The 22,862-nt window shown below is 40.2% G+C and carries 24 protein-coding genes; 13 read left to right on the top strand and 11 right to left on the bottom strand.

What is annotated here, in order from left to right:
* The first annotated feature begins 64 nt into the window (after positions 1–64).
* From O4M77_RS09220 to O4M77_RS09210, 3 genes are all read left to right on the top strand, one after another.
* Positions 65–850 (top strand): M48 family metallopeptidase, encoded by a 786-nt coding sequence (locus O4M77_RS09220; protein WP_179993213.1) that lies wholly within the window; start codon positions 65–67, stop codon positions 848–850.
* Positions 851–943: 93 nt separating this feature from the next.
* A complete protein-coding gene (locus O4M77_RS09215) occupies positions 944–1,252 on the top strand; it encodes a hypothetical protein (protein WP_180034209.1) in 309 nt (102 codons plus the stop codon).
* Positions 1,253–1,364: 112 nt separating this feature from the next.
* Positions 1,365–2,138, top strand: coding sequence for a M48 family metallopeptidase (locus O4M77_RS09210; RefSeq protein ID WP_125279059.1), 774 nt, complete (start codon positions 1,365–1,367; stop codon positions 2,136–2,138).
* Positions 2,139–2,277: 139 nt separating this feature from the next.
* Here O4M77_RS09210 and slyD read toward each other — a convergent pair whose 3' ends face one another.
* The 3 genes from slyD to O4M77_RS09195 form a co-directional block, all read right to left on the bottom strand.
* Positions 2,278–2,760: a peptidylprolyl isomerase gene (gene slyD / locus O4M77_RS09205; protein ID WP_004784172.1), complete on the bottom strand. Its 483-nt coding sequence runs from the start codon at positions 2,758–2,760 to the stop codon at positions 2,278–2,280.
* 136 nt (positions 2,761–2,896) lie between these two features.
* Positions 2,897–4,183 carry an NAD(P)/FAD-dependent oxidoreductase gene (locus tag O4M77_RS09200; protein ID WP_323713375.1) on the bottom strand — a complete coding sequence of 429 codons (1,287 nt, stop codon included), beginning with the start codon at positions 4,181–4,183 and terminating at the stop codon, positions 2,897–2,899.
* A gap of 213 nt (positions 4,184–4,396) precedes the next feature.
* A complete protein-coding gene (locus O4M77_RS09195; protein WP_323713374.1) occupies positions 4,397–5,710 on the bottom strand; it encodes a D-alanyl-D-alanine carboxypeptidase PBP6B in 1,314 nt (437 codons plus the stop codon).
* 175 nt (positions 5,711–5,885) lie between these two features.
* Between O4M77_RS09195 and O4M77_RS09190 the strand changes: the two genes are divergently transcribed.
* On the top strand, positions 5,886–7,589 hold the full coding sequence (locus O4M77_RS09190) for a M61 family metallopeptidase (RefSeq protein ID WP_180004071.1): 1,704 nt from the start codon (positions 5,886–5,888) through the stop codon (positions 7,587–7,589).
* A 72-nt stretch (positions 7,590–7,661) separates the two neighbouring features.
* Here the strand turns inward: O4M77_RS09190 and paaI are convergent, their stop codons facing one another.
* The 3 genes from paaI to O4M77_RS09175 form a co-directional block, all read right to left on the bottom strand.
* On the bottom strand, positions 7,662–8,054 hold the full coding sequence (paaI, locus tag O4M77_RS09185; protein ID WP_180004073.1) for a hydroxyphenylacetyl-CoA thioesterase PaaI: 393 nt from the start codon (positions 8,052–8,054) through the stop codon (positions 7,662–7,664).
* Positions 8,055–8,223: 169 nt separating this feature from the next.
* Positions 8,224–8,622, bottom strand: coding sequence for a hydroxyisourate hydrolase (gene uraH, locus O4M77_RS09180; protein WP_159123243.1), 399 nt, complete (start codon positions 8,620–8,622; stop codon positions 8,224–8,226).
* Between the two features lie 31 nt (positions 8,623–8,653).
* Positions 8,654–9,097, bottom strand: a complete 444-nt coding sequence (locus O4M77_RS09175; RefSeq protein ID WP_227607379.1) for a GlcG/HbpS family heme-binding protein — start codon at positions 9,095–9,097, stop codon at positions 8,654–8,656.
* A 174-nt stretch (positions 9,098–9,271) separates the two neighbouring features.
* Between O4M77_RS09175 and O4M77_RS09170 the strand changes: the two genes are divergently transcribed.
* Together O4M77_RS09170 and O4M77_RS09165 are read left to right on the top strand one after the other, a co-directional pair.
* Positions 9,272–9,943 carry a heavy metal response regulator transcription factor gene (locus tag O4M77_RS09170; protein ID WP_200228813.1) on the top strand — a complete coding sequence of 224 codons (672 nt, stop codon included), beginning with the start codon at positions 9,272–9,274 and terminating at the stop codon, positions 9,941–9,943.
* Positions 9,940–11,298, top strand: a complete 1,359-nt coding sequence (locus O4M77_RS09165) for a heavy metal sensor histidine kinase (protein WP_200228811.1) — start codon at positions 9,940–9,942, stop codon at positions 11,296–11,298. Before O4M77_RS09170 ends, O4M77_RS09165 begins: the two co-directional genes overlap by 4 nt.
* An 8-nt stretch (positions 11,299–11,306) precedes the next feature.
* Here the strand turns inward: O4M77_RS09165 and O4M77_RS09160 are convergent, their stop codons facing one another.
* Positions 11,307–12,089 (bottom strand): rRNA large subunit pseudouridine synthase E, encoded by a 783-nt coding sequence (locus tag O4M77_RS09160; RefSeq protein ID WP_005236402.1) that lies wholly within the window; start codon positions 12,087–12,089, stop codon positions 11,307–11,309.
* 469 nt (positions 12,090–12,558) lie between these two features.
* On the opposite strand from O4M77_RS09160, the gene O4M77_RS15925 reads away from it, so the two are divergent.
* Complete coding sequence (locus O4M77_RS15925; RefSeq protein ID WP_373683635.1) at positions 12,559–12,699, top strand: hypothetical protein; 141 nt, start codon at positions 12,559–12,561, stop codon at positions 12,697–12,699.
* A gap of 247 nt (positions 12,700–12,946) precedes the next feature.
* Positions 12,947–13,132, top strand: a complete 186-nt coding sequence (locus O4M77_RS09155; protein WP_200228810.1) for a hypothetical protein — start codon at positions 12,947–12,949, stop codon at positions 13,130–13,132.
* Positions 13,133–13,813: 681 nt separating this feature from the next.
* Here the strand turns inward: O4M77_RS09155 and O4M77_RS09150 are convergent.
* Positions 13,814–13,978: a hypothetical protein gene (locus tag O4M77_RS09150; RefSeq protein WP_179993072.1), complete on the bottom strand. Its 165-nt coding sequence runs from the start codon at positions 13,976–13,978 to the stop codon at positions 13,814–13,816.
* 877 nt (positions 13,979–14,855) lie between these two features.
* Between O4M77_RS09150 and O4M77_RS09145 the strand changes: the two genes are divergently transcribed.
* The 3 genes from O4M77_RS09145 (at position 14,856) to O4M77_RS09135 (ending at position 17,786) form a co-directional block, all read left to right on the top strand.
* Positions 14,856–14,984, top strand: a complete 129-nt coding sequence (locus O4M77_RS09145) for a hypothetical protein (RefSeq protein ID WP_004784138.1) — start codon at positions 14,856–14,858, stop codon at positions 14,982–14,984.
* A gap of 161 nt (positions 14,985–15,145) precedes the next feature.
* A complete protein-coding gene (locus tag O4M77_RS09140) occupies positions 15,146–15,709 on the top strand; it encodes a M23 family metallopeptidase (protein ID WP_179993073.1) in 564 nt (187 codons plus the stop codon).
* Positions 15,710–15,797: 88 nt separating this feature from the next.
* Positions 15,798–17,786 carry an acyltransferase family protein gene (locus tag O4M77_RS09135; protein ID WP_323713373.1) on the top strand — a complete coding sequence of 663 codons (1,989 nt, stop codon included), beginning with the start codon at positions 15,798–15,800 and terminating at the stop codon, positions 17,784–17,786.
* Between the two features lie 74 nt (positions 17,787–17,860).
* On the opposite strand, the gene O4M77_RS09130 is transcribed toward O4M77_RS09135, so the two are convergent.
* Entirely contained in the window at positions 17,861–19,063 is a 1,203-nt protein-coding gene (locus tag O4M77_RS09130; protein ID WP_180018757.1) for a YbfB/YjiJ family MFS transporter, read from the bottom strand.
* Between the two features lie 209 nt (positions 19,064–19,272).
* Positions 19,273–20,508 carry a pyridoxal phosphate-dependent aminotransferase gene (locus tag O4M77_RS09125; protein WP_004784132.1) on the bottom strand — a complete coding sequence of 412 codons (1,236 nt, stop codon included), beginning with the start codon at positions 20,506–20,508 and terminating at the stop codon, positions 19,273–19,275.
* 152 nt (positions 20,509–20,660) lie between these two features.
* Between O4M77_RS09125 and msrB the strand changes: the two genes are divergently transcribed.
* Positions 20,661–21,080 (top strand): peptide-methionine (R)-S-oxide reductase MsrB, encoded by a 420-nt coding sequence (gene msrB, locus O4M77_RS09120; RefSeq protein ID WP_004784131.1) that lies wholly within the window; start codon positions 20,661–20,663, stop codon positions 21,078–21,080.
* Positions 21,077–21,553 carry a glutathione peroxidase gene (locus O4M77_RS09115; protein WP_200228808.1) on the top strand — a complete coding sequence of 159 codons (477 nt, stop codon included), beginning with the start codon at positions 21,077–21,079 and terminating at the stop codon, positions 21,551–21,553. The genes msrB and O4M77_RS09115 overlap by 4 nt, the downstream gene beginning before the upstream one ends.
* Positions 21,554–21,683: 130 nt before the next feature.
* On the opposite strand, the gene dapC is transcribed toward O4M77_RS09115, so the two are convergent.
* Entirely contained in the window at positions 21,684–22,853 is a 1,170-nt protein-coding gene (gene dapC / locus O4M77_RS09110) for a succinyldiaminopimelate transaminase (protein ID WP_200228806.1), read from the bottom strand.
* Positions 22,854–22,862: the final 9 nt, after the last annotated feature.

Below are 22,862 nucleotides of genomic sequence, written 5' to 3'. Positions count from 1 at the left end.
AAAAATGATTGAAAACCTGTTCGGATTCTTTATGATGTTTTGACCTTATATATTTGAGAAGGTCATGAAATATAAAAATTTATTGGCGGGGATGGTCATTGCGACCACATTAACGGGGTGTACTACGGTTGCAGATTTGATGGGAGCTGATTCAGCTACATTAAATCTGAGTGCAGCACAAAGCTATAATCAGATGCTGACAGAGGCCAAGCAGAAACAGATTCTGGATACGACTTCTGCCACCTATAAAAAAGTAAATCGGGTTTTCCTGAAAATGAAGCCGTATGCGGATCAACTGAATCAGACTGGGCAGAAGTTTGACTGGCAAGTGGCTGTGATCAAATCTAACGAGATTAATGCCTATGTCGCACCAGGTGGCAAGGTGGTTTTCTATACGGGTATTGTCGACACACTAAAACTTACAGACGATGAAGTTGCTGCCATCATGGGACATGAAATGGTGCACGCGCTTGAGGAACATTCTAAAAATAAGGTAGGAGCGCAAGCACTTACCGATTTGGCAGTAAGTATCGGTAGCAAGTATGTCGGGCAGTCCGCTGGTGGTTATGGTGGGCTACTGCTGGATATGGGTGCTCAATTTGGTGTGGGCTTGCCATTCTCACGTAATCTGGAAAGCCGTGCCGATAAAGGCGGGCTCATGCTAATGGCACGAGCGGGCTATAACCCGAATGCAGCGATTACGTTGTGGCAAAAAATGAATGCGCAAGACAGCCGTGGCAATAGCGTCCTGAATAAATTTACATCTACGCATCCAACAAATGATGACCGAATTGCAGCCTTGCAACAGCTGATGCCTGAAGCGATGACGGTATATAAGGCTAAGAAATAATTTGGAAATTCAGGACTAAAGTCTTAACAGCAAGTGCTGTGCAGTGGCATGGCGCTTGTTAGAATAAAACAAAATAAAATATGAGTATGCAGGATGCATAAAAATATCTCGGGAACGATGTTCTATTCCTTGTTATTCGCGATGGGCGGCGCACCGACCATTGCGATGCTGATTATCCGTGCCCAAACTCAGGATCCTGACATTATTTATGGGGCATTCATTGGCTTGAGTGTGATCATTGCCTGTGTATTGGTACCGGTCATCTTGTTACAGAATGCTTTTCTATTTTTTAAGCGTAAAAGTGAAATTTTAGAAGAAAAAATTAAACCTTTGTGTTATTTATATTTAGGTTTAAATATTGTCTGTCTGATTTATTGGCTTACGATACAGTATTGGGGTTAAAATTACATAAAATATAACAAGATGAAGTAATTGTACATTTAGTTGATCCGGCCTTTAACTTATAATTTTTTACAATGTAAATTAACCTTTTGCTTATGGTGGAGTCACTATAATGAAAAATAAATTCTTGTTAGGTATGGGTGCAGCCGCAGCCATTACTTTGTCTGGTTGTACAACTATTGCCGATATTGCAGGTGCAGATACTGCGACTTTAAATGCTTCAGCCAGCCAAAGCTACAATGCCATGGTGGCAGACGCTAAAGCGAAAGGCCAGCTGGATACCAGTTCAGCGACATATAGTCGTATTAATGCTGTTTTTAACCGTTTAAAACCTTATGCCAACCAGCTGAACCAGACGGGTACTGCATTCCAATGGCAGTTAGCCGTACTAAAATCTGATCAGGTCAACGCTTTTGTCGCACCTGGTGGTAAAGTGGTGTTCTATACCGGTATCGTGAATAAGTTGAATCTGACCGATGCTGAGATCGCAGCCATTATGGGTCATGAAATGGTCCATGCCCTGGAAGAGCACGCGAAACAGAAACTTGGTGCACAAGCCCTGACTGATCTGGCATTGGGTATTGGTTTAAATGCAGCGGGCGTAGGACAAGGTGGTGCTGCAGTAGCACAATTGGGTAGCCAGATTGGTATCGGCTTGCCTTACTCACGTAACCTAGAAAGCCGTGCTGATCAGGGCGGTTTAACTCTCATGGCGCGTGCTGGCTATAACCCGAATGCAGCGATTACTCTTTGGGAAAAAATGAACAAGCTTGAAGGTGGTAGCACTGGCGCGACTTTCCTGTCTACTCACCCATCGAACAGTCAGCGTATCGCAGCAATGCGTCAAAATCTGCCAGCAGCAATGCAGATCTATAACAAACGTTAATGATTGCGTAATTTGAGTGATTCGCGATTTTAATGATGAAAAGCAGGGCAGTAGTCCTGCTTTTTTATATTTAAAATCTTAAGGCAATAAAAAAGGCAAAGTTTTCACTTTGCCTTTTTGTGCTAAAGACCGGGAAGTCTTAGTGGTGGTGACCACCTGCACCGTGTACGTGACCGTGATCAAGTTCTTCTTGAGAAGGTTCACGGATAGACACGATTTCAACTTCGAAAGTTAAATCTTGACCAGCAAGCGGGAAGTTAGCATCAACAACTACGTTGTCACCTTCAACTGCTTTAACAGTTACGATTTGAACGCCGTCATCAGTTTGTGCTTGGAATTGCATGCCTGCTTGGATGTTGTCTACACCTTGGAACATTTGTTTAGGCACTTCTTGCACTAGCTCTGGGTTATATTCGCCATAGCCTTCAGCAGCAGGAACATTTACAGTGAATTTTTCACCAACAGTTTTGCCTTCTAAAGCTTTTTCTAAACCAGGGATGATGTTACCTGCACCGTGCAAATAGGCAAGTGGTTCACCTTGAGATTTGTCGAGAGTTTCACCCTCTGCGTTAGTCAATGTGTAGTGGAAAGAAACCACGAGGTTATTTGCAATAGCAGTCATATTAATTGATCCATTCAATTTTTTAAGGGTACATCATAAAGTGAAATTGTATTTTTGTAGACTAAAAATAGCAAAAAAATGCAATTTGACATGTTTAATGACGATTTTTTCATATATGAGGACAATATTTACAATTTCAATGCAATTTCAGCTTGGGTGCAATTTTTCGTGTAACAAAGTCTTTGGCAGTTAATAGGCCAGCATGGGTATAGCCATGAATGGTGGCCTGATGAATCCGGTATAGGGATACATACATGGATTTCGCGACAAAGCCTTGAACATTGACCTGACCCAATAATTCACCGACAGCGCTGTTTTGACTTAAAGACACTAATGAACCTTTGTCAGAAAACTTGAACATCGGTAAATAGCTTTCGCCATTAATGCGTGCTTTTAAGGCTCTGACCAGAAAAGCAGCCTGCTGGCTGGCAACCTGCGCACGTGGGCCTAAAACCGGTTGATCTGCTTCAGGCTGACAGTGCGCACAATCACCAAAAACGAAAATATCCGGGTCTGATAAAGTTTGCAGAGTTGCATAAACTTTTAGGCGATTAATATTGTCTTTTTCCAGCTCTTTAAGTTTTGCCAGAACTTCAGGTGCTTTAATTCCAGCAGCCCAGACTTTAATTTCTGCTTCGAGGCTTGAACCATCAGCAAAATAAATCTGGTCTTCATCGACTTTAGCGACCCTATGACTGGTTAATACCTCAATACCTAGACGATCGAGTTGCTCCATGGTGTGTTCAGCCATTTTCTCAGACAGTGCAGGTAAGATCCGATCAGCGGCTTCAATCAAAGTGATTTTGACTTTATTTGGATCAATCTTGTTCAGACCATATTTAAAAAAGTTTTGTTTGGCGATCACCAGCTCGGCAGCCAGTTCTACACCAGTTGCACCGGCTCCAATAATGGCAATTTTAAGCTCACGGGAAGAGGTTTGATTTTGAGCATTGAGATAAAGATGTAGCAGATCCTGCTGGAAGACATCGGCCTGCTGGCGGCTGTCGAGAAAATGACAGTATTGGGCAACACCTTCCGTATTAAAATCATTGGAAGTAGAACCTAATGCTAGCACTAGCGTGTCATAGCTGATGTGTTTCTTCTGTTTAGGCTGGGATTTTTTAGAAAAGTAATCTGTTTCCAGAATAATTTCCTTAGCTTCACGATCCAGATCAACAAATGTTCCCAGCACAAAGTGATAATTATGAGCTGCAGCATGACTAAAATAATTGGTTTCTTCTGCATGCGGATTAAGCGTACCTGCAGCAATTTCATGCAATAAGGGTTTCCAGATATGCGTCAGTTTCTGATCTACCAGCGTAATATGCGCTTTACCACTTTTGCCTAAGGTTTCGCCCAGTTGAGTAGCCAGCTCCAATCCACCTGCGCCGCCACCTACAATTACGATTAGATGTGCTGTCATATATTATTAACCTATTTATTTTTCTAATAAAAATAAGAGAAATTTAGACCAAATATACTATGGCATGGGCAGCAGGCCGTCTTGATTAGAATTGTTATACAAATTACAAAACGTAGCAATTATGTCAGGGGAGGTAAAATTGACGAGAGAAAAGGGAGAAATTTAAGGGGGGGTTAGAAGGCAAATGAGAGGCCTTCTAACTGTATTCAGTGTTTATTTCTGGATTGGATAGAGTTTGGCACTTGGTGCACTTTCTGCAAAGATGCTAAAGAAGCTGGATAACCAGCTCAGAAATTTCTGGAAGAAACTGGCTTCTTCAAGTTCCACCATATCTTCAATCTGGATGGTACGAATAAGCTGATTATTCTGATAGACATGAATCGTCGCTAATGGCATCACTTTGGCCATAGGTGCAATTAACTCAGAAGCAGTCATTTCTACATTGATATGAGTTTGGGTTTCATGGAGCGGTTCAATGCTTTGCATTACACCATCACCTGTATTTAACATTACCCGTTGATGGTTTTGATCGAACTGGTTCAGGTCAATGGCATAATTCTGATCATATAAAGATGTCGTAATAATCTGCGGCTGTTTAGTCTGAACCTTAAACATTTTCAAAGTCGATTTGATCACCGGTAATTCAGCGAGTAGCTGTTTGTCTTTAATGGCGACTTCATTACGGGTATAGGTATACGCCAGATTCATCAACTTATGCGACACTTCAGCGCGTTTGGCAGCACTTTTGGTACCTAGAACAACCACGATCAAACGACGGTGGGGCAGTTCCATATCATAAGTTGGACGATTGGCGGTGAGCGCCAGGTTATAGCCGGCTGCACGAGTAAAGCCAGTTTTTAAACCATCGACGCTTGAGTCCACTTGCAACACACGGTTAGTGGCACGGTGGAAATAGTTGTTATAGGTAAAACTTGGCTGTTTGGAATAATATAGATAGTCCGGAGTTTGATTGACTACAGCTGCCGACAAACGCGCCAGATCCGCTGCAGTAGAATAGTGCTCAGGCATGGTAATACCGGCCGGATTCTGGAAATGGGTATGAACCATACCTAAAGCTTTTGCTTCCCGATTCATTCGCTCGACAAAGCTCGGAATATCACCTGAAATTTTTTCTGCCAATGTCACAGCAGCATCATTCGCCGACATGATAATCAGACCTGCCAGAAGTTGATCAATCGAAATCTGCTCACCTTCTTTCAGGTACATTTGTGACTCATCCCACATCACTGTTTTCACAATCGGTGTTGCAGTTAATACTTCACTTTTATCTAATTTACCCGCCTGAATTTCTTTCAATGCAATATAAGCGACCATCATTTTGGTGAGGGAAGCTGGAGCACGTTGAACGTCGGCATTGTGTTCGGCAATGACCTGGCCTGACTGTGAATCAAGAATGGTCCATGCTTCTGCTTCAACGCTTTCAGGCAAAATATTCAGAAGGGCAGCATATGAAATTGCAGGCACAAACAGGCTGAGAACTGCAAGCAGTGAGATGATGTATTTCAAAGGTGTTCCTTAATAACCAACCGGTCGATGAACGATTTAATTTTCACGCATGCTATGCCTTTTTTTTAAGGATAGCTAGTCAGAAATGTAGACAAATGCGACAGCTAAGCAATACTGGCCTAAAAAATGCTAAGCTAAGCTATAACTCATTTATTTGTATTTTATATCGCCCATTATGTTGCATTATCAAATCGAATTTGACGATTATCGTCAGCACCTTATTCACGTAACTCTTCGCTTTTTAGCAGACCCAACGCAAGTCCTTTCTTTACCGACCTGGATTCCGGGCAGTTACCTGATTCGCGAGTTCTCCAAGCATATTGAAGCAGTCAAGGCTTATGATGAGGATGGACGCCAGCTACAAATCCAGAAGTTTGAAAAGAATAAATGGCGTTTATTCAATACGGATCATGAACTGATTACGGTGGAATATGATGTCTATGCGTATGACCTGTCTGTTCGTGGTGCATATGTGGATCAAAACCGTCTTTATGTGAACCCGGCTTGTGCATGTTTAGGGCTGGAAGGTCAGGAACATAAAGAAATTGAAGTAGAAGTATTCCTGCCGGATGAGCTAAAACATTTCCAGCTTGCGACAGGTATGCAGGCTAAAAGTCTGGTCAAAGGTCGTTATACCTTAAAAGCTAAAAACTATGCTGAACTGATTGATGCGCCGTTTGAACTGGCAGAGCAGACCCGTTTCAGCTTTGAAGCCAATGGCATTCCGCATGAGTTTGTGGTGTCAGGCAAGCATGCGATGAATGAACAGCGTATGAAGCAGGACATTGAAAAAATCTGTGCGACAGAAATTTCCATGTTCGGTTCTGCGCCATTCAATGATTATACCTTTATGACCATAGCCACCGGGAACAGCTATGGCGGTTTGGAGCATCCAAACTCAACCAGTCTGATTACACCGCGTGATGATTTCCCTAAAGTAGATGAGCCTGAAGAGCCATCGAAAGATTATCAGCGTTTCCTTGGCCTATGTAGTCATGAGTATTTCCATTCATGGTTAGTGAAATTTATTCGTCCAGAAAACTTCGTGAATTATGATCTAAATAAAGAAGGCTATACCTCTTTGCTTTGGATCTTTGAAGGGTTTACGTCGTATTATGATGACCTGATTCTGCTCCGTAGTGGCGTGATTAATCAGGAATCTTATATTGCATTGCTCAAAGCGCAGATTGACCGTTATTTGCAAAACCCGGGACGTTTTATTCAGTCAGTATCTGAGTCTAGCTTTGATGCCTGGGTAAAATTCTATCGTCAGGATGAAAACTCAAATAATGCCGGTACCAGCTACTACAATAAAGGCTGTTTAGTTGCACTTTGTCTGGATCTAGGTTTACGTCTGCGTGGCTCAAGTCTGGACGCTTTGATGCGTAAGCTATATGAAAATACGCAAAATGGCATTCAGGTCAATGAACGCACTATTTTCGAATTGTGTCAGGAATTGACTGGTGATAACTGGTTAGAACAGATTAATCACCTGATCAATACTACTGATGAATTGCCATTAGATCAGTTATTACCTGAATTTGGCGTGAGCTATACGCTGAAAAATGACAAGTCATTACCATTTGGTTTGAAACTTGTAGATAAGCCTGAAGGTGTGCTGGTTCAGTCTGCACGTCGTGATGGAGCAGGGGTGAAAGCGGGCCTTTCAGCGAATGATGTGATTGTGGCGATTGATGGACTTAAAGCAACGACGAAACTTGTCGAGAAATATGCGAAACAGGAAGGTACTTATACTGTCCATGCATTCCGTCGTGATGAGCTGATGACTTTTGACGTTCAAAATGGTGGTTCTGAACTGACTGAAGTTGAATTGAAAGTTGAAGATCAAACTAAAGCTGAGAAATGGTTGAAAGCTTAATTTAGCATTTGCTGTTTTAAAAAACCGGTGTTGATGCACCGGTTTTTTTTATTGCATTAAGTTTTAGAATAATTATTTAACGATCAGTCGTGAGGTTCCACGGAATTCAGCCACGATTTGATCTTCCTGATTCAGGATCTGAATATCGTAAATCCCACTGCGACCGCTACTGGCTTTATGTTCAGCTATGGCGGTAAGGGTATCACCGAGCAGTGCCGGTTTCAGATAATGAATACCACAATGTTGGCCGACTGCTGGGTATTCGCCGGTATTGCAGGCAATGGCAAATGCAGCATCAGCTAATGCAAAAATCACAGCGCCGTTACAGGTCTGATGCCCCTGTAAATGTTGTTCAGACACTTTAAGTTCAATCTTCGCATGATTGTGGTTATAAGAAATTAGATGCGCACCGAGATACTGAATTAACCGGTCCTGATTAAACATCTGGTTCACTTGCTGATCCATTGCAAAACTCCTTTTTTAGATACACTTATTTTAAAAATATTAATTATATGAATCATAAATAGCACTCTAGGAGATAAATAACAAGCGAAAGCCAGATGAATGATGAAATGCAGCCATTTTACTTATCAAAATAAAGCGCCATGAAAATGACGCTTTTAGGGATTAAGAATTAGTTACCACGATAGGTTGAATAACCATAAGAGCTCAGTAATAAGGGAATATGATAGTGCTCCAAAGCACCGTCAATCGTAAATACCACAGGTACTTCAGGGAAGAAAGTGCGTTGATTATTGGCCTTAAACCAGTCACCGGTTTTGAAGGTCACTTTATAGATGCCTTTCTGTAAAGCTGTATCTTTAGGATAAAACTCTTTGATACGGCCATTGGCATCTGTTTTTAACTCATTCAGTTTTATCCACTTGTCACCTTGCTGAGCTTCCAGAATCACCGCGACATTGGCGGAAGGCAGACCAGTTTCCTGATTCAGCACATGCACACTTAAAGGATTCTGTGCAAAAGAAAAGCTTGCTGTCGCCGCTAGAAGAGCACCAAAAATAATTTTTTTCATTTGTCTGTTCCTACTCTAGAGATGGATAAAATTAAAGTTGTTTTAAAGTATGTTGAATGCCTTGTACGGCACACTGATGATCCTGTTCAGAGCCACCAGAGCCTGCGACACCAACAGCGCCAATGAGTTGGTTTTTATAAACTACAGGCACCCCGCCGCCCAGTAATAACAATTCATCCAAGGTATTTAAATTCTGTGCATCCGGGTTCTTTTGTGCATGACGCATAAAATCTAATGTATTTGTCTTAGTCGAGTATGCAGTAAAGGCTTTACGCTGTGATGCAGTTAAATTGTGAATTCCGACAGATTCATGCCGTTGGCTGGTCAGGACATTGCCGCCTTGATCCAGTACTGTGACTGCAGCGGGTTTGCTGGCTTTCTGACAAGCCTGCATGACGTTCTCAGCAAGTTGGTTTGCTGTGCTTAAGTCCATAGTATAGGCTGTTTTTAATTCAGCATGACTTAAGCTGGCCATCGCCAAACTCGCTAGATATATCAATATTTTTCTCTGATTCAATCTGCTTCTCATGATAATGTTCAGTCATATAGAAATTGAGAAGATCATAATCAAAGAATTGAAGCTCATGGATGACAATCAGATTACCAATTTGTAATCTTTGCGCTGTATGAAATTGATTAAACTCAGCCCATGCATATTTTAATTGTAGAAGATGAAACCAAAATTGCCGGCTTCTTGGCCACAGGCTTAAATGAATCCGGCTACCAGACTACCCAGGTGGGTGATGGCCTACATGCTTTATCGGTGCTGGAACAGCAACAAATTGATCTGGTATTGCTGGATGTGATGCTGCCCGACCTGGACGGCTGGCAAGTCCTCAAAACCTTGCGTACTTTCTCTAAAGTCCCGGTACTTATGCTGACGGCCAAAGATCATGTGCTTGACCGGGTCAAAGGATTGGAACTGGGTGCAGATGACTATTTAACCAAGCCTTTCTCTTATATCGAACTCTTGGCTCGAATTAAAAGTCTGCTGCGCCGTGTACCAAAAGTTGAACATGAAATGTATCAGGTAGCCAATTTAGAACTGAATCGTTTAACTCGGGAAGTATTTCGAGACCAGCAAAAAATTGAGCTTACCCAAAAAGAGTTTGCGCTTTTACAATTGCTGATGGAACACCAGTCCGAAGTGTTAACCCGGACACAAATTGCTTCACTGGTCTGGAATATTAATTTTAATACTGATACCAATGTCGTTGATGTTGCTGTACGCCGATTACGTTCTAAAATTGATGATCACTTCAGTCCAAAACTTATTCATACTGTACGCGGTATGGGCTATAAAATGGATGTGCAAGCATGAAAATGCATTTGGGCACACGTCTCGGCATCGCTTTTGGCCTCATTTCTTGTATCGTTTTTTTAAGCATCGGCGGATTGTCCTATCACAATATGCAGCAGATGGTGCTACAACAGCAGGATGAAGCTTTGGCCTTGCGGATTTCCAGAATAGAAATATTTCTGGCTGATCAGCAAAGTTTTCAAGTGCTGATCGAACATCCGGAGCTTTATGAGAATATGCTTGGACAGGAAGACAACTTACTGATCCTTAAAAACGCGCAGAATACATTAATTGATATTAATCCTTTAGATATTACTATTCCTCTATTGGATTATCACAGTAGACTGAATTATCAAAATAATAAGCTTGAACAAGCTACGACCCGTTTGGCATTTAAGCAAGTGAGCTTTAATGGACAGACTTATCAACTGATTGCCGGTAAGCAGCTCGTGGCAGGGCAACAGGTTTTAAAGCATTACCTGACAAAATTAGTGATATACACTCTGCTCGGTATTATTTTATCCACTTTGTTAGTCTGGCTGATGGGACACTATCTACTGCGATCCATGCGCCAATTAATTTACGCCACTCAGCAAATTAATGTGCAGCAGCTGGATCAGCGTATCGAGTTGCCATCCCGGACTATTGAGGTACAGCAATTAACAGAGGCCATGAATGCCATGCTGGACCGAATCCAGCAAGGCTATGAACAGCTGGCCCGATTTTCTGAAGATATTTCTCATGAATTACGAACGCCCCTGAATAACTTGATGGGGCAAACCCAGATTGCCTTGTCGAAGTCACGTAGTCGTGATGAATTAGAAAACTTGCTGTATTCCCATCTGGAAGAGTATGAACGTCTGACCCAGATGATTGAAAACATGCTGTTTATTGCCCGGGTGGAACATGGCCACTATCAGATAGAAAAACAGACACTAGAACTGAGCCAGATCATAGAGGATTTGCTGGCATATTTTGAGTTTCTGGCAGAAGAAAAAAATATGTCTATTTATGCGGATATTCCGGCTCAACTGAATCTATCTGCGCATCCGGAACATCTGCAACGTGCGCTTGCCAATTTGCTCAGCAATGCCGTGCAATATGGCAAGGAAAATGGCGAGATCAGAATCACGGCGACGACTACAGAAAATAGCTGTCGAATTGATGTGCTGACAGCAGGTGTACAGATCCCCGAGCAGCATTTAGCCCATCTGTTTGAACGTTTTTATCAGATTGATAGCAGCCGGCATCAAAAAGCCCAAACGGGTGGTTTGGGCTTGGCGATTGTGCAGTCGATTATGCAGTTGCATCAGGGGGAAGTTCAGGTGAATAACCATCCTCAAGGTGTGGTTTTTAGTTTGATCTTCCCGACCTGAGCAGTGGCTTAACGTGTACGACGGCCACGACTCTTGGTATTTGGACGGGTGGTACCATTGGTCTTGCGACGTGGTTTTTCACCTTCTTCCATTTGCCAGATACGTGGTGTACCGGTTTTTTTCTTGGTGCCGTCTTTCGTTACTTTCTTGTTAATCGGTTTACCACCGGTACCACCCGGCTTTTTCACATAAGAGCGCGAACGATACGGTTCCTGTGCAGGCACATCTTTAAAGTCTGGATAGAGCAACGGTTCGATTTCTTTGGTTTCACCTGGTTGCAGACCCAACTGTACCAGATCAATCGAACCGATTTTGGTGCGGATCAAACGTAAGGTAGGAAAGCCGACTGCTGCAGTCATACGACGTACCTGACGGTTACGGCCTTCACAGATTGAAATTTCAACCCATGAAGTTGGAACAGAAGCACGGAAACGTACCGGGGGATTACGTTCCCATAACCATTCCGGTTCAGTGACTTTGATTGCTTTGGCTGGCAGCGTAATACCGTCATTCAGTTCAACGCCCTTACGAAGCTGTTCCAAAGCTTCTTCAGTTATATCACCATCGACCTGAACCAGATAAGTTTTGAATTTTTTGCTGGCTGGATTGGTAATATATTGGTTTAAACCACCATGATCGGTCAGGAACATCAAACCTTCAGAATCCATATCCAGACGACCGGCAATACGCAGATCCGGATCGTCTACGAAATCTGCCATAGTCTGATGTTTTTCATCTGGACGAAATTGGGAGAGGACGTCATAAGGCTTGTTAAGAATGACAATTTTCACTTTAACCTACTAAAATATATAAAATAATTCTGATGTGGCAGTCATGTTGCCCATTGTGATACTCCTTTACTTATAAATAGGAGATAAGGGAAGACATAAAAGAGTCCACTAAGTGGAAGCTATCATAGCAGATTCTGATTTATCTTCCTCGAATTTATGTTTTGCATCTCATTTGATTGCGGCCATGCCGCTTTAAAATGATGTACTTTTTGTATTCAAATATGATCTTCCGTTTAAGAATGTTAATCATCAATGATCCTTATTTTCTACTGCATTCGTTGAGCCAGTTAAGGGAAAATAAGACAATTCAAGGCTAAGCAAAAAATTGATAATGATTTTTATAGAGCTGAAATAGTTTTGATGAATTTACATACCATACAAAAAGCTTTCCAAACTGGCTTAGACCACTACAAAGCAAGCTGATATTTTAATTTCACAGTTTCTAATATTTTTAATTTTGAGGTGAACAATGAAATTGTTGACTTTAATTAGTATGGGTATTGCAGCGAGTTATTGTTATAAAAGCATCAAACATAACAAGCAAAATCTTTCAAATCTAAGTTTTGATGAAGTGATCAATCAACACATTTTACGAGATTTTATAGCCTGAGCATTACTTATATTTACTGCTAGTTTAATTTGATTATAAATAGAAAATCTCAACATATATTGTTGGGATTTTTTATTTTTATCATTTAAATATTTTTAGATAAGATGAGTAAGAAAAGTTGTATCAAAATGAAAGTTACATGATTAATCTATTAAATAGTCAATTAATACAACTCTATAAAGCAATGTAAACGAAAAATTCAAATCTTCTGCTAAATTAAAAATAAACCAAATGTGTGGAGGTCTGTATGAGAAATATACCAGAAGGAACCCAGGTTATTCATCATATATCAGCTCAGGACTGTGCATTCTATAAGGAAGAAAATGAAATTCTGAAAGTCTGGAATAGTGGCACTTGGGTGAATGCGATTGTACCAAATCTGGAAAAGATGATGGAGCTTGATTTCGAGTTAGAAGTACTCAAATCTATGTAGTAATTTAAAACTTAAAGATCCTTCTATTTAGGATCTTTAAATTTATATATTGAGGTTTTAAAAATAATAAAAAATGATCTTTATGGAAAAAAGAGAATTTTATTGAAAATAAATTAGCAGTTGTTGATTAATTAAAAATACATATCAGGTGTTTAGTTTTAATTTGATATCAAATAAGGAAAATAAATTATGAAATAGTAAATTAAGACCTATGAAATGACTTAAAAAGACATTAAGTTCAGAAGCTTAAATTTTGGAATGGCAATATATTACATAGAAAAATTTTTTATAAACAAAGATTATTTTATGATTTCAAAGAAATAATCTATTAATTTTTTAAATAAAATTCATTAAGTAATTGATAATTAGAAATATATTTATTGATAATTAAGGTTTAATTTATAGTTTTACTCTCTTATTTTGTGTTTTAATTTAGTTTAAATATTCAAGATTATGTAATATTTTGTTATTTGGTTTCATGCTTATGTAGTGTATAAATAATGTACAGCTCTCCATGAGGGTAAAACACATGACTAAAGCAGAATTAGCTGTCTCCGCATTGGTCGTATTCCTTATTACCTTGATGGTTTATGGAGTAGGACAATCATTGAGTTATTAAAATAACTTTTTTCTAATGATTCCCGTATGTAAATAAAGCCCTTCGTGGGCTTTATTTTGTTTTTAGTCTGAGTCTGAATCACTCTTCTGATTTTCAGAATATTCTAGTGCAGCTTTTTGTGCTTCTGCGGCGGCTTTAGCTTCCAAAGGAATAGCATCTGCTGCAATAGTAGAAGTACCATAAAGGCCTATCATAATGAGTATTAGAATTTTCGAAAACTGTTTCATATGAAATCCTCTAATTTTCTAAAACTTGATTTCAGTGTAGGGGATAAAACTCTCTGGATATGTATGAGCGGTGTCTGCTTATGTAAGATATTCGGGCTTAGCGTGAAAACCCTTTCACCTTATGTAAGAACAATTATCTTATGAATTATTTTGTAGAATTAATTAAAGAAATGTTTTAGAAATTGAAAATATTAAATGTTCTTAAATTTATAACTTGGAAGATATAAATTTTATAACCTTAGAATTTAATTCCTTTAAAGAAAATATAACTATTTATTGAATAAAATAATGTGGATTAAAAAATTGTTCAAATAGGAACAATAAAAATATTATAGAGCTAAGAATATTTGAACCTTAGCAGATTCTATGCAAGTAGTAGCACAATCAAAATTAATAAATTGTTAAACTTCAAAATTGTGACAAGATGACTCTGAATACAGATCTAATATTCAATCTACCTTATCATCCAGTTATTCCTTGACTGCGAAAACTGTGGCATACATTTTATAGCCTCTCGTACTAAATATACTATTACTGCGTTAGTTCGATTCTGAATTGGAAACTTTGTGAACGTTGATACATCAATGCTAAATTTGGATCATCACGTTGGATCCACATCTATTGTTAGATTTTTTGAAGGGTTTTATTCAGAAAACCATATTTATACTCAGAGTTAAAATAGGTATCAACATGCAACGCTATGTAAGCGATGTAAATATCTCGAATATAGATCTAGTTAGAATTGAATCACTTAATAAAGATGCTGTTACATTGACGTATTTGGATACAGCTCAGCGATTGGCTTATTTTATATAAAGGTTAGAGTGATTAATGCAACTTCCAGTGATAGAGACAGTTCTCCAAAGGAGTTTATGCTATGGCTAAATCAAGAGCAAAACACAAGCAAGTCCAGCAAAAGGATAAAAAGGACAGCGCTCAGAATGAAGAGCAGCAACAACAGCAACAGCAGCCCTCTAAACCATCCCGTGCGAAAAAGCGTAAATAAAATTTAGACCTGATTCAACAAAACCCTCAGCTGAGGGTTTTGTTATTTTTAAGACTGTTTCCGACAAATAATCTGGAAAAAGCATCACTAAAAATAACAGGATTTTGACTTTAAATTTTTCTGTATTCCTTAAGATAAAACGAACCACTCATTAAACGGCTATGCGAGCTATTGTGAAAATTCCCAAAATCCTGCTTTTAATATTTTCCTTAAGCATATTACTTACTGCCTGTCAGCCACCGCCATCAGGTGAGCCAGCGGGCTGGAAAAGCCCGTATCTGTACTGGCAATTAAAAAAATCTGAGCTGATTAGACCGGTAGAAATTCCTGTACAAGGAGTAAAACCTCGCCAGATTCAGGATACTTGGGGTGGAGCGCGCAGTGAGGGACGTAAACACGAAGGAACCGATATTTTTGCTCAACGAGGTACACCGGTAGTCAGTGCGACCCAAGGGATCGTCCGCAAGATTGGAACCAATAATTTAGGAGGTAAAGTTATCTGGATTACTGGTCCGAATTTAAGCCAACATTATTATGCACATCTGGAGGATTATGCTGAACATATTCAGGAAGGAGACTGGGTAGAAGCAGGTGAAATCATTGCCTATGTCGGTAATACCGGTAATGCGAAAAATACACCACCACATTTGCATTATGGGATTTATCTCAGTGGAGAAGGTGCGACTAATCCTTATCCTTATTTAAAGGTAGAAGAATTGGAATAAGCGCAGGTGAATGTAAAAAAAATGTAAAAGATCGCCATCTAAAGATTGAAAAGCATAAAATAGCGTATCTCCCGCTTTTCCTGTTTTTATGAGTTTTGCTTATCGACCAGATATCGATGGCCTGAGAGCTATTGCAGTATCATTGGTCATTTTCAATCATCTCGGCTGGTCATTATTTTCTGGCGGCTATATTGGTGTTGATATTTTCTTTGTCATTTCCGGTTATCTCATTACGACCATTCTGACGCGCGATATTGAGTTGCAGCAATTTTCAATTGCACGGTTTTATAAGAAACGTGTGATTCGTCTGGCACCTGCATATTTTACCGTACTGACAATAGTCAGTCTGATTGCCTGGCAGGTGATGTTGCCGGGTGAGCTGACAGAATATTTCAAAAGCGTCATGTATGCGACTGTGCTTATTGCCAATCTGTATATGCGGAATGAAGTAGGAGATTATTTCAGCCCGAATGTAGAAAATGTGCCGTTATTACATTTATGGTCATTGGGCGTAGAAGAGCAGTTTTATATTTTCTGGCCGCTCTTGCTATGGCTATTCTTGAGTAAGACCTCGCGTAAATATCTTTGGCTTGTCATTAGTGTATTCATTGTCGCTTTAGTTATATACGCCCAGCAGCAATTGACTCATAATCCGGCCAAAGCTTATTATAGTATGCCGGTACGAGCATTTGAGTTGTTGATTGGTGCATTGATTAGCTGCTTGCCAAAACTGAATCTGCCAAAAAAACTATTACAGGGATTGGTCTGGGCTGGGGTAAGTGTTCTATTTGCAACTGCAATTTATTTTGATCAGCAAACCCCATTCCCAGGACTGATGGCATTGATCCCATGTATTGCAACGGCACTGATTATTTATTTGGGGCAATCCATATCTTCAAGTAATTTATTATTGAGTAATCGTCTTAGTACATGGATTGGTAAAATTTCATATCCTCTGTATCTATGGCACTGGCCGATAATCGTGTTCTTTGGCATTTATATGCTGCCCTTGAATCTGGAAAATCAGATTATTATTGTTTTCCTATCACTTATATGTGCATTTCTGACTTATAAACTGGCTGAAACACCCCTGAAACGCTTTGTGATGGCTGCAAATTATAAAGTGATTATTCTTGGATTTCTGTTACCTGCAGTCAGTTTTATTGCGATCGCCCAAACCATCAAAACACATGAAGGTTTCCCGGAGCGTTTTCCAAAATCGGTGCATGACAAACAGGAAGCATTATACACGTATGCACATGTGATTCGTAGTAACTGCATGGATACCGCGGATCCAAATGTTTTACCCAATGCTCAAGATTGTGTCTTAGGACAATCTAAAGAAGATATTGATTTCCTGTTGATTGGCGATTCGCATGCCAATGCCTATACAGCAATGCTGGACGAATGGGCAAAGGATGCTGATTTACGTGGTTATGATGCAACGCAAAGTTCAACTTTTTATCTGCCAGGTGTGCAGCGATTTGAGTTAAAGCTGAATCAATGGAAAGAACTGACCAAATTCCAAAAACGTAATGATGCTATTACTGCACATCTTAAAGAAACCCATTATCCAATGATTATTCTGGCGGGATCTTATGCGCAGTATTTTGACGATGATGTAAAACTTAAAGATAGTGTCCATCATACTGAGGAAGAGATATTTAAAGCAGGTTTGATAAAAGCCTTAGAAATTGCCCATCAATCTAGTGATCAGGTGGTGCTAATTAATGATGTACCACATCTAGACTGGGAAGGGATTCCATCTGATTGTAATATTCGTAAAGAGATTCTTCATCGAGACGCTTCATGTACAGTTTCTCGAAAAAGTTATGAAGCACATTTAAAGCAATTCAATCAGATTTTGGCAGAAGCAAAACTGAAATATCCGCAATTGAAAATCGTTGATCCAACCAAAGTCATCTGTGATCAGCAGGCATGTAAAACGATGCTGAATGATGTGCCTTTGTATCGTTTTAAGGATGATAATCATCTTAATGATCAGGGTTCACGGCAATTAGGCGTTGAATATCTAAAACAGTTTGGTAACCCGCTTAAAGATTTGAAGAAAGATTAAATGGAATAAAACCACGTTTAATGACGTGGTTTTATTCCCTGGGATTTGGGGCATTGACCGATTTTAATCTTTATTTAATTCTTTTCTTCTTGAACAGAAATCGGTTGCTCATTCGTCTTATATTTGGAAGAACGTGTATTCCAGAACAGTTGCAAAGTTCCGGCTAATAAAACTAAAGCTGCCAGCATAAACTGTTGATGGTAGTTCAATCCTAGATATTGCAGGGAGCTAAAACTCAATCCTCCAATCAGCTGAACAGCAGCAAAACATAGAGTCGCAATGCTCCAAAGCTTTTTATAGGCCAGTCCATACAGCTGCAAAATGGTATAAGAAGTGAGGAAAACCACAGCGGGATTCAACATTCCGGTAAAAAAAGAAGAACTGAAAGTGAGAAACGGATTAGCATTTAGAGTCGCAATGAAAATCGCCAGAATATATACACTATAAAGAATCTTCAGGGCAGTAAAATTGCCAAATTTTCTTGCAAGAACATAAGCAGAAAAAGCACCTAAGGCACTGCCCAATCCATATAGAATCCAGTTAAAGTTAATCCAGAACAAGCTTAATCCTAGTTCATGGCTGAGATAGTCAATCCAGAACAGGGAATGCGGAATATAGGCAAATGCACTACAGGCATAAACCGCCAGTAAACTATAAAAGACTGTATTTAAAGGTGCTTGCGCAGGATGAGAAACAGATTGTTTAGCTAGATAGGGTTTAAATTGTGGTATCAGTAGGCTTAAGCAGATACAAATCATCAGGGCAAACCCACATAAGATCAGCCAGGCCGTACGTATGGAAATCTGGTCAAGATAAGGCAAAAACAGGGTAGCTAATAAAACCCCTAATCCAATCCCGCTAAAACCAATAAAATTGATTTTAAAACGGTCTTTTAAATCACAGCACTGAGCCACGACACTTGGTGACAAAATCATGAGCAGGCCACCACTAATACCGGAAATCACGCGCCAGCTGATATACCAGATTTCAGAAAACCCTGAAAAAGCGCAACAGAATAGGCTAACCATTCCAGCTATTGCAGCAAGCTGGATATAAGTACTCATGCTTCGGTCTTGGGGCAAGCGCATCGCTGCAAAAGCACCCATTAAATAGCCCAGCAGATTGGCACTACCTAAAAGACTGGCAAAACTCGCGCTCCAGGCAAAGGCTTCACGTGTACCAGGTAACAGGGCAGTATAGGAAAAACGCAGAATGCCGATGCCTAAGCACATACTCAGGCAGAGAAAAAGGCTAAGCTTGACCGTATTTGAGGACATCCATGTACTCTTGGATTTTTATATTTGTTCAAAAAATAGCATGAATCATCAAGCTAAAGGAGAAAAGGCTGAATAGATTTTATTAAAAAAAGAAACTCTAGATTAACAGCATGCTTCTATTGTAAATATCTGTAAAGCTTATCGCGGAACTTTTTAGACAATAAAAAACCGCATTCATGAATGCGGTTTTTTGGAATTAATTTTATAAATTAACGCATTTTTGCCAAGAAACGGCCTAAACGGGTAATCGCTTCACGCAGTTCATTTTCTGCTGGCAGGAATACCACACGGAAGTGATCCGGTGTTGGCCAGTTGAAGCCAGTACCTTGAACCAATAGAACTTTTTCGGCACGTAACAGATCAAGCATCAGTTTCTCGTCATCCTCAACTGGATAGATTTCAGGATCAAGACGAGGGAAACAGTACATCGCACCTTCAGGTTTTACACAAGATACCCCTGGAATCTCGTTCAGCATTTCCCAGGCAATATTGCGCTGTTCATATAGACGGCCACCTGGGCGGATCAGGTCATTAATAGACTGATAGCCACCGAGTGCAGTCTGAATTGCATATTGTGCTTGGTGATTCGCGCAAAGACGCATTGAAGCCAGCATATCTAGGCCTTCAATGTAGTCCATTGCCCGTGATTTATCACCAGTAATCGCCATCCAGCCTGAGCGATAGCCAGCAATACGATAGGCCTTAGATAAACCGTTGAACGATACACATAATTGCTTGCCTGCGAGTGAAGCTACTGACACATGTTCAATGCCATCGTAAACGATCTTGTCATAGATTTCGTCTGCAAACAGGATTAAGTCATATTTCTTCGCCAAATCAACGATTTGCTGTAATACATGACGCGGATAAACCGACCCAGTTGGATTATTCGGGTTGATAATCACGATCCCGCGGGTATTTGGCGTGATTTTGCTTTCCATATCCGCAATATCAGGATACCAGTGATCTTCTTCATCACATTTATAGTGAATCGCAGTACCGCCAGACAGGTTCACTGCCGCAGTCCATAATGGATAATCCGGCATTGGAATCAGCATTTCATCGCCGTCATCCAGCAGGCCTTGCATCGCCATCACGATCAGTTCAGATACGCCATTGCCGACATACACGTCGTTCACGTGCATATCCAGAATGCCTTTTTGCTGGTAATACTGGCAGATCGCTTTACGTGCCGGGAAAATCCCTTTGGAATCCGTATAACCAATCGCATTTGGCAGGTTCAGTGCAACATCATTAATGATTTCTTGCGGGGCTTCAAAGCCGAATGGGGCGGGATTTCCGATATTCAGTTTGATAATTTTATGTCCGGCTTCTTCCATCTCGTTGGCCGCTCGTAACACTGGTCCGCGAATGTCGTAGCAAACATGCTCAAGCTTAGACGATTTCTTGATCTCGCGAGGGGGGGTGTTACCAATACCGGACATAATTCCATCCAATTAATTTTTAAGTTAAACCTATAGATTACGCAAATATCACAATCTATGCTGAAATTTCGCTAGAAATTTTTTCATCTCTAGCGTAAATATGGAAGTACTGAAGCATGACATTGAATGTCAAAGATTTAAAGGAGTTAGTGATGGGAAAACTCAATAAAACAGACCGGGAATGGCAAAGAGAGTTATCACCAGAAGAGTTTCGCATTACGCGTGAAAAAGGAACTGAACCGGCATTCACAGGCAAGTACTGGAATACAAAACAGGAAGGGACTTATGTCTGCCGTTGCTGTGGTACACCACTGTTTTCTTCAACCACCAAATATGACAGCGGTTGCGGCTGGCCAAGCTTCTATCGTCCTGTGAGCAGCTCAGTTGTAGAGGAATTACCTGATACTTCACATGGTATGGTGAGAACAGAAATTGTTTGTCATCATTGTGATGCACATTTGGGACACGTTTTCCCGGATGGTCCGGAACCGACTGGCTTACGTTATTGTGTAAACTCGGCCTCTTTAGAATTACAAACACAAGAAAAAACTGACGAGGAAACTTATCCATGACCAGCATTTATCAGTTTGAAGCTGAGTTGTTAGATGGGAAAAACAAACGACTTGCAGATTATGAAGGAAAAGTACTTTTAATCGTAAATACCGCGAGTAAATGTGGTTTCACTCCACAATTTGCAGGTCTTGAAAAGCTTTACCAGAAATATAAAGAGCAGGGACTGGAAGTTTTAGGTTTTCCATGCAATCAGTTTGGCGGACAGGATCCAGGTTCAAATGAACAGATCGGGGAATTTTGCCAGAAAAATTATGGGGTTTCTTTCCCAATGTTTTCCAAGGTGGATGTTAAAGGCCCGGAAGCGCATGCGATCTTCCGTTACTTGACCAATAATTCTAAAGGAATTCTAGGAAATGGCATTAAGTGGAATTTCACCAAATTCCTGATTGGTCGTGATGGCAAGGTATTAAACCGTTTTGCACCTACCACCAAACCTGAAGATATCGAAACAGAAATTGAAAAGGTTTTATAAGTTTATTTGAAATGTCTAATTTCTAATGAACAGAAAATACGTTAAATAGAAGAATAATTTGTAGCCAATATCCATAAAAAACCCACTTCTGGAAAGTGGGTTTTTTTATTTGTGTTTAGCTCTTAAAAGATTAAAGAATCGCTTTTAAACGTTGAATTACCTGTTCACATTGTGCCAGATCAGCGACTAATGCCAACCGTACATGGTTTTCACCCGGGTTGCCTTGCGTAGTTTCACGAGACAGGTAACGGCCTGGTAGCACTTTGATATGCGCTTTTTCCATTAGCATTTTGGCAAAAGTTTCATCATTGTCCACTTTAAGCCAATAGTAGAAACCGGCATCCGGTTTTTTCAGCGAAAGCAAGTGACCTAATTCTTTCTGGAACAGATCAAATTTGGCACGATACTGTACCCGGTTTTCTTCTACATGGGCTTCATCATTCCAGGCAGCAATTGATGCTAACTGGTGTTGCACCGGCATCGCTGCACCGTGATAAGTACGGTATTGCAGATAAGGTTTGAGTAAAGCTGCATCACCTGCAACAAAGCCTGAACGCATGCCTGGTAGATTAGAACGTTTAGATAGAGAATGGAAAACGACACAGTTTTTATAGTCATCTCGGCCAATTTCTGCACACACTTCCAGTAAACCTGTCGGTGCTTCATCAAACCAGAGTTCTGAATAGCATTCATCAGAAGCAATGACAAAATCATATTTGTCTGACAGTGCAATCAGCTTTTTAAACTGTTCTTTAGAAAGAACAGCACCTGTTGGGTTGCCCGGTGTACACACAAATAACAGGGCAGTTTTTTCCCAGACTTCAGCCGGAACTGAATCAAAATCACCTAAGTAATCATTTTCTTCAGTACAGTTAATGAAATAAGGTTTTGCACCTGCAAGCAGGGTAGCACCTTCATAAATCTGGTAGAAAGGGTTTGGCATCACCACATAAGGCGCATCTTCACGATTGATCAAAGCTTGGACAAAAGAAAAGATAGCTTCGCGTGTACCGGAAACCGGTAATACATTGCTGTCTGCACTGATGCTATTCAGTTTAAAACGGCGAGTCAGCCAGTTGGCAATGCTTTCACGTAATTCAGGTAAGCCTTTGCTGTTCGGATAAGTCGATAGATGCTGAAAATTATCAATAATCGCCTGTTTCACGAACTCGGGTGCTGGATGCTTTGGTTCACCAATTGAAAGGGGAATCAAAGGCATATTCGCAGGCTGGATATCCGCGAAAAGTTTATTTAACTTTTCAAACGGATATGGATGCAATAAAGACAAGCTAGAGTTCATGAATGTGTT

Origin of the sequence: Acinetobacter sp. YWS30-1 (assembly GCF_033558715.1) — a bacterium.
In the GTDB taxonomy this organism is placed as follows: domain Bacteria; phylum Pseudomonadota; class Gammaproteobacteria; order Pseudomonadales; family Moraxellaceae; genus Acinetobacter.
The sequence above is the reverse complement of the archived record's forward strand: the minus strand, read 5'-3'. Positions and strand labels throughout refer to the sequence as shown.

Coding starts and splice junctions, on each gene's coding strand:
- O4M77_RS09220 (WP_179993213.1), top strand. CDS start 65: ATGAAATATAAAAATTTATTGGCGGGGATGGTCATTGCGACCACATTA.
- O4M77_RS09215 (WP_180034209.1), top strand. CDS start 944: ATGCATAAAAATATCTCGGGAACGATGTTCTATTCCTTGTTATTCGCG.
- O4M77_RS09210 (WP_125279059.1), top strand. CDS start 1,365: ATGAAAAATAAATTCTTGTTAGGTATGGGTGCAGCCGCAGCCATTACT.
- slyD (WP_004784172.1), bottom strand. CDS start 2,760: ATGACTGCTATTGCAAATAACCTCGTGGTTTCTTTCCACTACACATTG.
- O4M77_RS09200 (WP_323713375.1), bottom strand. CDS start 4,183: ATGACAGCACATCTAATCGTAATTGTAGGTGGCGGCGCAGGTGGATTG.
- O4M77_RS09190 (WP_180004071.1), top strand. CDS start 5,886: ATGTTGCATTATCAAATCGAATTTGACGATTATCGTCAGCACCTTATT.
- paaI (WP_180004073.1), bottom strand. CDS start 8,054: ATGGATCAGCAAGTGAACCAGATGTTTAATCAGGACCGGTTAATTCAG.
- uraH (WP_159123243.1), bottom strand. CDS start 8,622: ATGAAAAAAATTATTTTTGGTGCTCTTCTAGCGGCGACAGCAAGCTTT.
- O4M77_RS09175 (WP_227607379.1), bottom strand. CDS start 9,097: ATGGCCAGCTTAAGTCATGCTGAATTAAAAACAGCCTATACTATGGAC.
- O4M77_RS09170 (WP_200228813.1), top strand. CDS start 9,272: ATGCATATTTTAATTGTAGAAGATGAAACCAAAATTGCCGGCTTCTTG.
- O4M77_RS09165 (WP_200228811.1), top strand. CDS start 9,940: ATGAAAATGCATTTGGGCACACGTCTCGGCATCGCTTTTGGCCTCATT.
- O4M77_RS15925 (WP_373683635.1), top strand. CDS start 12,559: ATGAAATTGTTGACTTTAATTAGTATGGGTATTGCAGCGAGTTATTGT.
- O4M77_RS09155 (WP_200228810.1), top strand. CDS start 12,947: ATGAGAAATATACCAGAAGGAACCCAGGTTATTCATCATATATCAGCT.
- O4M77_RS09150 (WP_179993072.1), bottom strand. CDS start 13,978: ATGAAACAGTTTTCGAAAATTCTAATACTCATTATGATAGGCCTTTAT.
- O4M77_RS09145 (WP_004784138.1), top strand. CDS start 14,856: ATGGCTAAATCAAGAGCAAAACACAAGCAAGTCCAGCAAAAGGATAAA.
- O4M77_RS09140 (WP_179993073.1), top strand. CDS start 15,146: ATGCGAGCTATTGTGAAAATTCCCAAAATCCTGCTTTTAATATTTTCC.
- O4M77_RS09135 (WP_323713373.1), top strand. CDS start 15,798: ATGAGTTTTGCTTATCGACCAGATATCGATGGCCTGAGAGCTATTGCA.
- O4M77_RS09130 (WP_180018757.1), bottom strand. CDS start 19,063: ATGTCCTCAAATACGGTCAAGCTTAGCCTTTTTCTCTGCCTGAGTATG.
- O4M77_RS09125 (WP_004784132.1), bottom strand. CDS start 20,508: ATGTCCGGTATTGGTAACACCCCCCCTCGCGAGATCAAGAAATCGTCT.
- msrB (WP_004784131.1), top strand. CDS start 20,661: ATGGGAAAACTCAATAAAACAGACCGGGAATGGCAAAGAGAGTTATCA.
- O4M77_RS09115 (WP_200228808.1), top strand. CDS start 21,077: ATGACCAGCATTTATCAGTTTGAAGCTGAGTTGTTAGATGGGAAAAAC.
- dapC (WP_200228806.1), bottom strand. CDS start 22,853: ATGAACTCTAGCTTGTCTTTATTGCATCCATATCCGTTTGAAAAGTTA.